The 11,130-nt window shown below is 38.1% G+C and carries 10 protein-coding genes and 1 CRISPR repeat array; of the genes, 1 reads left to right on the top strand and 9 read right to left on the bottom strand.

Annotated elements, in window-relative coordinates:
• Positions 1 to 58 precede the first annotated feature (58 nt).
• The 4 genes from cas3 to ACE1MS_RS09080 form a co-directional block, all read right to left on the bottom strand.
• Complete coding sequence (gene cas3 / locus ACE1MS_RS09095) at positions 59 to 2,497, bottom strand: CRISPR-associated helicase Cas3' (RefSeq protein WP_447402851.1); 2,439 nt, start codon at positions 2,495 to 2,497, stop codon at positions 59 to 61.
• Between the two features lie 211 nt (positions 2,498 to 2,708).
• A CRISPR array of direct repeats spans positions 2,709 to 4,007; the repeat unit is 33 nt; unit sequence ATTTCAATCCACACTCTCCATACAGAGAGTGAC.
• Positions 4,008 to 4,253: 246 nt separating this feature from the next.
• Positions 4,254 to 5,204, bottom strand: a complete 951-nt coding sequence (locus tag ACE1MS_RS09090; protein WP_447402850.1) for an LPXTG cell wall anchor domain-containing protein — start codon at positions 5,202 to 5,204, stop codon at positions 4,254 to 4,256.
• A 72-nt stretch (positions 5,205 to 5,276) separates the two neighbouring features.
• Complete coding sequence (locus tag ACE1MS_RS09085) at positions 5,277 to 6,959, bottom strand: methyl-accepting chemotaxis protein (protein ID WP_332290482.1); 1,683 nt, start codon at positions 6,957 to 6,959, stop codon at positions 5,277 to 5,279.
• A 160-nt stretch (positions 6,960 to 7,119) separates the two neighbouring features.
• Positions 7,120 to 7,557, bottom strand: coding sequence for a hypothetical protein (locus ACE1MS_RS09080; protein ID WP_012294111.1), 438 nt, complete (start codon positions 7,555 to 7,557; stop codon positions 7,120 to 7,122).
• A 240-nt stretch (positions 7,558 to 7,797) separates the two neighbouring features.
• Between ACE1MS_RS09080 and ACE1MS_RS09075 the strand changes: the two genes are divergently transcribed.
• Entirely contained in the window at positions 7,798 to 7,950 is a 153-nt protein-coding gene (locus ACE1MS_RS09075) for a hypothetical protein (protein WP_155273022.1), read from the top strand.
• Positions 7,951 to 7,987: 37 nt separating this feature from the next.
• Here the strand turns inward: ACE1MS_RS09075 and ACE1MS_RS09070 are convergent, their stop codons facing one another.
• From ACE1MS_RS09070 to ACE1MS_RS09050, 5 genes are all read right to left on the bottom strand, one after another.
• Positions 7,988 to 8,257, bottom strand: coding sequence for a GNAT family N-acetyltransferase (locus ACE1MS_RS09070; protein ID WP_012294109.1), 270 nt, complete (start codon positions 8,255 to 8,257; stop codon positions 7,988 to 7,990).
• A gap of 15 nt (positions 8,258 to 8,272) precedes the next feature.
• A complete protein-coding gene (locus tag ACE1MS_RS09065; RefSeq protein ID WP_281486543.1) occupies positions 8,273 to 8,479 on the bottom strand; it encodes a (4Fe-4S)-binding protein in 207 nt (68 codons plus the stop codon).
• A gap of 304 nt (positions 8,480 to 8,783) precedes the next feature.
• Positions 8,784 to 9,539, bottom strand: a complete 756-nt coding sequence (locus ACE1MS_RS09060; RefSeq protein WP_206700880.1) for an alpha/beta hydrolase — start codon at positions 9,537 to 9,539, stop codon at positions 8,784 to 8,786.
• A 113-nt stretch (positions 9,540 to 9,652) separates the two neighbouring features.
• Entirely contained in the window at positions 9,653 to 10,177 is a 525-nt protein-coding gene (locus tag ACE1MS_RS09055) for a tubby C-terminal domain-like protein (protein ID WP_031419890.1), read from the bottom strand.
• Positions 10,178 to 10,376: 199 nt separating this feature from the next.
• A complete protein-coding gene (locus ACE1MS_RS09050; protein ID WP_036161404.1) occupies positions 10,377 to 11,093 on the bottom strand; it encodes a toast rack family protein in 717 nt (238 codons plus the stop codon).
• Positions 11,094 to 11,130: the final 37 nt, after the last annotated feature.

The raw sequence follows: 11,130 nt of genomic DNA, 5'->3' as shown, positions 1-11,130 counted from the left end.
TTGAATTATCTAACCATGCAGCCCACTACCTGAAAAGCAATGAGCTGCTTTTCACTTCCTACACAATAAAATCCGTTAGCTGTGCTTCTCCCTGCGTACTAATGCCATACCGTTCATCATAAGCCGCATCTTTTGCTGCATAAATCGCTAATGAACCAAAATGTACAACTATCAACTGATTATTTTGCTTTAGAGCTTCAAACTCATGCTTAAAAACATTCACACTGTACTGCTGAGCTTTCTTCAAAAATAGTGGATAATCCGGAATTGACTCACCACTCGTAAGCTGGGTTATAAGTTCTTCCCCCTCCCCATATGGTACAAGTATCCCTTGTGTCTTTGCGTCAATCACTTCAAAGTGTGAGAAAGCGGTTCTAAAGCTCGTTAGTATTGCTAATGGATTTTGTCTACCTTGTCCCTTCAGATAATTTTTATTCCAGTCCGTATCTACACGAAATAAAAGCTCATAAATAGAAGTTTGTAATGCTGGGATTGGATAATTTAACTTAGATTCAAACTCTTTATAGAAGTTTTTAAAATAATGTATCATGGACGTAGTCGATAATAGATTTCCCCCAAATAATGTAGAATTATGTTGTAAATCCTTCATGATATAGTTGGCACACTCGCCACCCTTTTCAATAGTAGGTAGTTTACTTAAAGATTCTTCTGCATGATTAATCACATAGACATCTCGTAACGCCACTTCACCATGACGATTGCATCGTCCAGCAGCTTGCGCAATGGAATCCAGCCCTGACAATGAGCGAATCACACAATCAAAACTGATATCGACGCCTGCTTCAATTAATTGCGTACTAATACATATAATTTTTTCCTTTTTTCGTAGCTTCTCCCGCATCTCCTTTATTTTTTGCTTTCGATGTGCAGGACACATACCTGTGCTCAAATGTATGGCCTCAATATCATCATAAATAAAATGGTCAAATAAATCTTTTACCGCTTTTTTTGTATTTAATATGACTAATACATTGTTATTTACGGTCAGTTTTACTTTAAGAAAATCGTACAATTCATCGGTACACCAGCCTTCATTTTTTAACAAAGGCTTTAAGGTTGTGCGTTGAAAAGCTTCTACAATCGAAGGTAAATTGTCCATCAGTTCTCCATCTATCTTTATATTATGACGTACATATTGGAGTGCTGGCTGGGTAGCTGTACAAAGTAACGATGTCGTTTGACATGTGTTTTTTAAAAAATTTAAGGCCTCATTAAATAAAGACACACAATGAGTAGGCACAGCCTGTACCTCATCAAATATTAATATACTGTTCGCTAAATTATGTAATCTTCTGGCACTACGTGATTTTCCACTATAAAAGGTCTCTAAAAATTGCACCATTGTCGTAAAAACAATGGGTATATCCCAATCATCCTTAGCGGCATCTAATCTTCTTGCAGCTTGATATTCCTTGAAAGTCAAACCTTCAAGATGTTCGGATTCTTCAATAACATTACTATGATGCTCCAAAACATAATCTTCTGCATGTAATACATCACGCACTTCTTGAGCATTTTGTTCGATGATTGTAGTAAAAGGCACGATATAGATAATACGTTCTTTTTGTTGAAGCTGTGCATGTCTTAATGCAAAACGTAGACTAGCTAATGTTTTTCCACCACCTGTAGGCATAGAAAGAGTATAAATACCTGTAGGAAGAGCTGCCTTTTCTAAACAAGTCTCTGACATATGTTCACGTAAACGGGTAATCTCATTTGGTAAAGCTTTGCGTTGTTTTTCAACCAGTTCATTATTTAAATGTTGTTCAAATATTGACCAAAGAACAGATGAATCGTCATTAGAACACTCTTCCTGTTTTTCAAAATCTCGTGAGTTTCGACGATCTCCATCAATTAATGCACTAAATATATACATTGTGAGATAACTTGTTAACTTTTGCATAATACCAGCCGCTTCACTAGTAGTTTTCGCATTTTTCAGTCTATTGTTGAGATAAGTTTGCAATTCATCAACCGCTTTATGAACATACATTTGCATATAATCAAGGTCATACATATGATGTAAAAAGTCTTGCTTCACTTGTAAAAATGAAATATCCTTTTCAGTCGTCCATCTTCTTACAAAAGGCGATTGCCCCTCACTGTCTACCATATCGAGTAATTGCCCATGATGTGTAAAAATGGCATTTGCCACACATTCCGTTAAAATCCGTTCTACTGGCCCACCTTGATGAAAATGCTCCAGTAAAAATTTCCCTCCTGCTGTAGAATGATCCACACTCCCTCTTTTTGGAGGATTATTGGGATTAGAGAAAGCTTCGCGAATATATTCCTGAAACGCTTCGCTAAACTTCCCCATATCATGTAACATTCCTGCAAGGCCAGTGACATGTGAAAGACCAATTTTCTGTCCAATTCTTTCTGTCAAAACTTGAACCTCTTTTAAATGATCCACCAACCGTTGCTCTGCACCATCACTCGATCGAATATGAGCAATAATATCTAAAGTAGTCATCTAACCCACCTTTCTCACGTATATAAAATTGTAATATTTAAACAATTATACCAAACCTTAGATCAGATGTCTAAGTACCTATAAAAAATACGGTTAATCTTTTTTCTACATACATAAGAAATGCTGATGATTAAAAAACCCACCATTTAATTTCAATTCATAGCTGTAGAGAGTGACAATCATCTGAAGTACTTGGGCAGCCGTCTTTTCGATTTCAATCCACACTCTGTATGCAGAGTGTGACATTAGATGTTGATTGATCAGTAGCCATTTTCAATATTTCAATCCACACTCTCCATACAGAGAGTGACTTCTCAGATTGCAACATCTCAATCTCTGTTTTAGATTTCAATCCACACTCTCCATACAGAGAGTGACAATCTACAGAAGCGATTATTCAATTTATGACACTATTTCAATCCACACTCTCCATACAGAGAGTGACACATTTACGCCAAACAACAAGATCACTAGGGCAATTTCAATCCACACTCTCCATACAGAGAGTGACAGGATGAAGATTTAGAGAGAGTCATAGTTAAAGGATTTCAATCCACACTCTCCATACAGAGAGTGACGTAGACGAATTTATAGAGGAGATTACCAATTTTATTTCAATCCACACTCTCCATACAGAGAGTGACGATTATACCATGCGAAGGCAACAGTTACATCGGAGAATTTCAATCCACACTCTCCATACAGAGAGTGACCTTTGATTCCGTAATTTTCTAATATCGCAATATCATTTCAATCCACACTCTCCATACAGAGAGTGACGGACCAATGGCTGCGGCTAATCCACCTAGTACAAATTTCAATCCACACTCTCCATACAGAGAGTGACCTGACAAAAAGAGTTGATTACATCCAACGGTTAATTTCAATCCACACTCTCCATACAGAGAGTGACTTCATCGGTACTTAAACAAATACTGTCCTCATATAATTTCAATCCACACTCTCCATACAGAGAGTGACAAATCGCTAATAACAGCATTGTGGTCCTAAATATTTCAATCCACACTCTCCATACAGAGAGTGACTTGGGCTGGAGTCGGTTCAGCAACATAATAACGATTTCAATCCACACTCTCCATACAGAGAGTGACTCTTGTACTGTTCCTCTTTTCAATTTCCATTCTTATTTCAATCCACACTCTCCATACAGAGAGTGACCGCTTTATGAAGTCTCGGACAGCCATATTAAACATTTCAATCCACACTCTCCATACAGAGAGTGACTTATCGAAAGAGCCGACGATGCTAGAATACTTCATTTCAATCCACACTCTCCATACAGAGAGTGACTGGAAGTAGTTCAGGCACTAGCACCAGTGGTGGAATTTCAATCCACACTCTCCATACAGAGAGTGACGGTGTCATAATTTCATTAAGTAGTTCAATACAAATTTCAATCCACACTCTCCATACAGAGAGTGACTACAAAGTTACAACAGTCAATAAGTCTGGTGATATTTCAATCCACACTCTCCATACAGAGAGTGACAGCTAAATTAAATAGATTCTCAACAAAATATCCTATATATTAATATTTATAAATAAAAAAACAGGTATTAATAACCCATACTTATCTATCTAACTAGCAATTTCTTCAATATTACTGGTGCGAATCATGCTATGAAATCATGTTCGCTTACTATTCGCACTTTACTTTATTATAGCAATCATTTCCTTTTAAAAAAACCAGCAATCACCGAAGTTACTCGATTATTGCTGGTTCCTATAAGTTGCTTTATTTTTTTCTCTTCACGAAAACAAGCGCGAAAATAGCTGCTAGGACAATTAGGATGGCAATCATCCATACTGTGTTGGATGTTGTGTCATCTGTTGCTGCTGTTTGTTGTTCTTTTGTTGTTGCATTCGATGACTGTACTTCTTTGGCGTCCTCTTTTGCCACTTGTGCAGTGCTAATTTGCACATATTGTAGCGTCGCTTCATCCGAGGCTGATGCTTCGTGTTCATGACTATCACCATGTCCTTCTGCATGATCCCCATGTCCTTCTTCTTGATCGCCATCATGACCATGATGGTGATCGCCAGCTGTTGTAAAAATAGAACGTTCTAGCTGTTGACCTACCCAGCTTTTAGCATCAGTTGATTCCGCAAAAATGCGAGGGTGGCCTGACAGCATATACGTTTTACCATTGATAATAATGCCCGTTTCATCTCCTGTCACGACATCTTCAATGGTACCAGTTGGACCTTCAGCATAACCACCCATTTGAAGAAGCGTGTGGCCGCCCATATCATAGTCCAGATGTTCCATTAAGAAGGCAATATACTCCTCCTTCGTCATCGTTGCATCGGGGTTCTCTAATTCGAGTTTATGATGAAAAAGTGCTGTATTTATTTCCTTGTATGTAAGGTCGCCCTCCAAGGAAGAAATGTATTCTTCTTTTTGTGCTGCTTGTGCTAATTCATCCACTGTTGCTCCTTCAAGTCCAAAGAAGCCACCTACCCAGCTTGCAAAATCTTTGCGTGATAAGTTGTCAGTTGGGTTTAAGGCCATATCTTTGCCATTATACCCAAGGAGCCCAATACTATGTAACACCATAATGTCCTGAATAGTTGAGGTTGTTTCAGGGACATCCGTAAATAGTGTACTTTTATCCATCGTATGGGCGTAGGCAGCAGGTGCCATGAATAAAGTACTCATTAGTAATAAAAGTAAATATTTTCTCAAAATGATTCCACCTTCCAATACATTAGTATACAGCGTAAATGTGATGGAAGTTTGAAATTAAGGGACATATCGTTATAGTTTAAATCGTCGTATTAGACTATTTAATTGCTCGGCCATCTCTGCTAAATACTCGGAACTATGTTTAATTTCCTTCATAGAACTAGCGGCCTGTTCGATGGTGGCTGATGTTTCCTGTATGCCTGCCGCTGACTGTTCAGAAATAGCAGCCATCTCGTCTACGGATTTATTAATCGTGTCAGTATTGTGAACGACATCATCTAGCTCGGAGGACGTTTGTTCAATATTTGTAGCAATGGCCTCTATTGCGTCAGCAATATGATGAAACGTTGCATTAGTAGTCGTAATTTGCATTGTCCCTTTCTCTACTTCGCCATAGCCTTGTTCAAGAGAAGCGGTCACTCTATTGGAATCATCCTGAATGTTTCGCACAATATTCGTTATATCTCCTACAGAAAATGACACTTGCTCAGCCAACTTTCGTACCTCATCGGCAACTACAGCAAACCCTTTTCCTTGTTCTCCCGCTCGGGCTGCTTCAATCGCTGCATTCAATGCTAGTAAATTCGTTTGTGAGGCAATGGATTGAATGACAGTGACAAGCTTAGAGATTTCTTGTGTTTGCTTGCTTAATCCATCAACCTGGTCTACCGCATCCTTCACAATACGTTGAATTGCTCCCATCTGCTTCGTAGAGGAGGACATTAAGTCACGTCCTTCTTTTGCTAAAGCTTTGACATCCTGAGAATAGTGCTGGACGTCTTTATTGCTTTGATGAACGGCAGTTACTTTTCCAGCAAAATCGTTCATGGAGGTAGCAATAGCTGTCGTATGACTGGCCAGCTCTTCCGTTCCACCTGCAATTTCTGTCATCGTATTGACGATTTGCTCGGTGCCTGTCTTTACTTCAGTTGTAGATTGCAATAGCTCCTCACTCTGGGTAGCTACATCATTTGATACCGTTTGAATATGCTGTAATAAGCGATTTAATATATCCGCCATCGTATTGGTTGCTGCCATGAGTTGGCCCACTTCATCTTTTGATTGAATCTTTAATGGGGGACCGCTTAAATCGCCATTCGTCATTTGTTGCAGCCGCTCCGTCAATGTAATAATGGGTCTTGATATACCACGAGCACTCAGTAACTCAACAATAATTGCAATGACAAAGATGAGTATACCTACGACGATGCCAATTAGCTGCTTATTTTGGCCGGCAACCATCACGTCGGCTCCTACCTCATTAATAGCTTGCTTGCGTTGTTTGGCTAGATCTTCATAGCCTTCACGAATGGTCGTTGCTGTTACATCCATTTTCGTCATGTTTTGGATAGCGAGCTTTGCGTTGCCCTGGTCATAAATAGCAAATACTTGTTGTTCAATATAGCGATTCCATTCCTTCGCCATTTCTGCAAGTTTGCTGAAATCTTCAGAGCTTGTTAAGGCTAATCGCTGTTTTTCATTACTCGCCGCGCGCGCTACATTATCTTGAAAAATAGTTTTATACTTTTCATTGCCAGACAATATATAGCCTCTAGCCGCAGCTATTCTTAAATCAATGGTTTGCGCTTGCTCGTAATCTATAGTCAATAATTGTAATTCTTGCGAAACCATTTGTTCTGTCGCATTGTTACTTTGCTGAATGGCAAAATAATTGTACACGATATATAACGCCATTATTGTAATGACAATGCTAAAGGAAAAAACAATTCTTCTACTAATTGTTTTGAATGACATGTGCAAAAACTCCTTATTTTCCGAATCTATTCCATAAAAAGTAATCTACCATTTTAACAGAAAGATTGGTGACTTTAGGAATTTTTGCTATATTTCCAGAAATAACTTAGTCTTTTTTGTGTATTTTATAGCATCTTTCGACATGAGTAATTTGTCCTAATCAATCCCAAGCATGAAACATTACATCTCCAATAGTTTGACTTTTAAAATAGGCAATGTTCTTCCATTCCATAGGAGATAAACTATGCAAGGCTCGGTCCTTTTCCAGTAAAGTATTCAGCGTTACCGCTTCCAAACATTTTCGCATAGGAAAATATTTGTGAAGCTGAGGCCTCGATAAAAAGGTAAAGCTAAGTTCTTTATCCGAATTTGCAAAAGCAATATATGGCATCCACCGATGGTGAAGAATGGTCAGCGTCTTTCCATCTAATTCCACTACTGCTTGCATATAGACAAAATGCGGTTGATCGATAAAATGTCGTACTTTCGCTCGCTGTTCACTTGTTGCTAAATGATATACCATCGATTGAAACATGCGCATATCCTGTTCGATTAAATGGTCGGCATCAAAGCCGGTAATTCCTTTCGTTAATCGCATCCAATCACTCCTTCATGTTTGTCACTCTATAGACCTTCTATTTCGAATAGTCATACTCCTCCCAGCATACTTACTTTGTTTCGCGAGAAGAAAAGAGTATTTTTAGCAGTCCTACTATTATTTAGTAAAATAATTATCGAAAACTAAATTGGTTTCTTGTTTTTGTATTACTCATCATTTAGCGTAACAGGAAATTATTGTGTATATTGTGTATAATTGAAATAAAAGTGAGGTGAGGATTTGTCAAATCTTCAATTTTTAATGCTGATGTTTATTTTATTGATGGGGATTGTTAGTTTAATTAAGGTTTATCAGATTAAGCAAGAGTCCATCATCAAGCTAAAGGAGCTCGAAGTGGAACTTGAAAAAATTAAGTTGGAAAGAGAAAAATAAAAACGCACCCCTAAGTTTTGGGGTGCGACGATTTGATTTAGCCTACTAGTTCTTGATATTCTGGATGCTTTTCGAACTCTGCTTTTGCGAACGGACATAATGGGATAACTTGTAGTTTTTCTTTTTTCGCATATTCAACAGCTGCTTTGACTAATTGCTGTCCAACATTTTGGCCCCTTAGATGTTCGGCTACATGTGTATGGTCGAGAATGATTCGACTATCTCCTACACGTACAAAATGCACCTCTGCTTCACTATTATCCTCGTTTCCGATATAAAATGATTGGTGACCTTGTTTAATTTCCATGGTATGATGCTCCTTTTATCTTTTATATTTTAATGCGCCACTTGGACATCGATTGATAACTTCTACTACATTTTTGACAGCTGCTTGATCCGGTGCGATCCAAGGCTTTGCTTTAACATTAAACACCTCTGGCAAGCCCTTTACACATTCAGCTGCATGCTGACATATGTCTTTATCGAAAAAAACTGTTATCTCTTCTCCTCTATACTCACGGTAACCCATACCTAACACACCCCTCATTTTTCTTTTTTCATTACCCCAAATGATGGTCTAATAATCCATCAAATAGTATATTTTTCTTTAGCGATATATACAGCTAGACCTACATCTAAAATGTTTATTATTCAATTGGTGTTAATCTTTCTTCAATTTTTAAATTAGGGCTTGTCAAATCGCGAAAACATTCTTGTGTTTGTCTTGAGATATGTTACGAATTTATATATCTCGAATTAATTTATCTCTAATTCGAGATAATGATAACATAATTTACTATTGGTCGTCAATCTCCCTACCAGTAAGCTCTTCACTATAAAAAACTCATGATTTCCTGAAGGATTTCATCCTGCTCACGACCTAAAGTCATTAAATGCTTGGAGTTTTCAAAGCCCCTTTTGTGTTTCCTAGCAGAATGAACACGCTGATAGATTGTGTCAGCACTATACGCGTATAAGTCCTCGTCTCTTTTACCGTAGAAAATAGCAATTGGAATCGTGATTTTCTCAAGCTGCTGCATCGTTTCTATAATAAAATGCTGAAATGCAATCATCGCGTCCAATGGCATATCACTAAACGGCTTCATCTCATCTGTAACTTGAGACGCTGATTTACCCTCGATATGTTTATAATTATAAGCATAGTCAATGATTCTTTGTTTTAGTTGTGCTGGCTCCTTATTAATCGGTACCGATAAGACAATGATTTGCTGTAGCTTTTTTAATTGTGCAAGTTTCAATGTAAATATACCACCGATGGATAAGCCGATAACGGAAATTGTTTGATAGCCTTCATCCAGCAAAAATTGGTGCGCTTTCAACACATCCTGCCACCAGTCCTCAACTTCGTACTGTACTAACAGTTCTGGCTTCTGGCCGTGTCCTCTGTATAGAGGTACATAACATGTATAGCCCTTTTCGTGTAGCTTCGTCGCCACTTTCTTCATATCTCTTGTATGGCTTGTGAAGGAATGTAAAAGTAATACCGCGTGTTCATTTCCTTTCAAGTATATTTCTTTAGCCGGTAAAATAGTAAGCACAACATCAGAACCTTTCTTCACGTTCATCATAATAGAAGGTAGCCTCTTTAAGGCTACCTTCTTGTTGTATTTATAGCATAATGGAATGACATATGCCACTAATCTTGGCGTGCCCTATTTTATCATGCCGAATAAGCATAATGTTAGGCTCCCACAAATAATACAGCCTGTCCAATGGCAATAAAAAAGGCTTCATGCTGAATAGGACTGTTATCTTCAATTTGAAGTGTAATGTCAAAATGGGTTTCGCAGAAAGTCGCTTGCCAACGTGCGATCGGCTCCTCATTCCATGTAAAGATCGACCAGTCTTCCATTTCTTTACTGAGCTTAATTTGCTGCTCTCCATCTGTAATAACTAAATCAGGAATCATTATTTGCCAGCCGTCATAGGCAATCATATAGTCCTTCCCCGTCACTAAATCCTTGCCTCGGAAATGTACACGACCACGTCGAGATACCTTTTTACAAGTAAATAGTGGCTGACCAGTATGATCTTGGACGTCAAAACGTACAAAATAACGGAAGTCCATCGTCTTATCAAATGCTTTTTTTAGAGCATTAGAATAAACACGTTGAACCGTTGATGATGTCTCTCCTGATTCATTTAAAATCGATACCACCTCTGTAGAATCAATTTCCATTGGCTGTTTATATGTATAGGTTTTCAATCGACTCGCTCCTTCAAAACAATTGCTTCCTTAAAACTAACATAAAACAAGCACCCAATTCAAAGAATGTAAGCGTCAGTTTGTGCAGTATCATACATTTACCTATTTCAAGTTCAAATGCTTCCTGTTCAATGCTTAGCATCATCTTATAACATACAAAAGTAGACTACCGCTTTACTAGTAGTCTACTGCATTTTCTTTATTTATCTAATTTAAACGTAATATCTCCTAAGCCTATTTCTGATTTGATTTCCAGTACAACATCCGCCTTATCATATGCTTCATTGACATAGACACCTTTGCCCTTCGAAATGAGACCCTCAATATTGGATGAACCTATGCCCTTTTCTGTTGTTAATTTGACACCAACCTTTGAAGGGACAATGACTGTCGTTTGACCTACCCCAGTTTCAATACTTGCATTAAAGCTTTTTTTCCAATCGCCACCTAAATTGACAGTGAGATCACCGACACCCGCTTCAATATCTAGTTTTTCTAGCTGCAGTCCCTGTAAATCAAGATTGGCTAAGGAAGCCCCAGTTTCTACCGTCAAATCCATCGGGATATCGTCATTTAATTGGATGTCCCAAGTATTTTTAATATTGGAGATGCCTAGCTTCGTCGAGCCTTTATGTTTTATTTCTACTTCCCCTGTATCGCCACTTACATCATAATTAACTTGAGGGGCTAGCTTCTTAATATTATAGTCCGCTTTGCCCTCAACCCACTCCTTGGCGCCACCAGTTAGATTCATTTCGCCGACACCTAAATCAATAGCTACCTCTAATGTCTTGGCTTTATCCTTTTCTACTAAAATGGTTTCTTCTTGCATTTTGCTCGGCAAAAACGAAAAGCACCCTGATAAGACGAAAACTGATGTGCCCAATACGACACCTAACCCAACTAATTTCTTCAATTTAATTTCCTCCCGCTATATATTCTACCAATAATTT

It is taken from the genome of Lysinibacillus sp. fkY74-1 (assembly GCF_053165895.1).
The sequence above is the reverse complement of the archived record's forward strand: the minus strand, read 5'-3'. Positions and strand labels throughout refer to the sequence as shown.

What these genes read in the sequence shown, in the direction of transcription:
- ACE1MS_RS09080 (WP_012294111.1), bottom strand. Translation starts at nt 7,557, where the DNA reads ATGCGATTAACGAAAGGAATTACCGGCTTTGATGCCGACCATTTAATC.
- ACE1MS_RS09060 (WP_206700880.1), bottom strand. Translation starts at nt 9,539, where the DNA reads ATGATGAACGTGAAGAAAGGTTCTGATGTTGTGCTTACTATTTTACCG.
- ACE1MS_RS09070 (WP_012294109.1), bottom strand. Translation starts at nt 8,257, where the DNA reads ATGGAAATTAAACAAGGTCACCAATCATTTTATATCGGAAACGAGGAT.
- ACE1MS_RS09085 (WP_332290482.1), bottom strand. Translation starts at nt 6,959, where the DNA reads ATGTCATTCAAAACAATTAGTAGAAGAATTGTTTTTTCCTTTAGCATT.
- cas3 (WP_447402851.1), bottom strand. Translation starts at nt 2,497, where the DNA reads ATGACTACTTTAGATATTATTGCTCATATTCGATCGAGTGATGGTGCA.
- ACE1MS_RS09065 (WP_281486543.1), bottom strand. Translation starts at nt 8,479, where the DNA reads ATGGGTTACCGTGAGTATAGAGGAGAAGAGATAACAGTTTTTTTCGAT.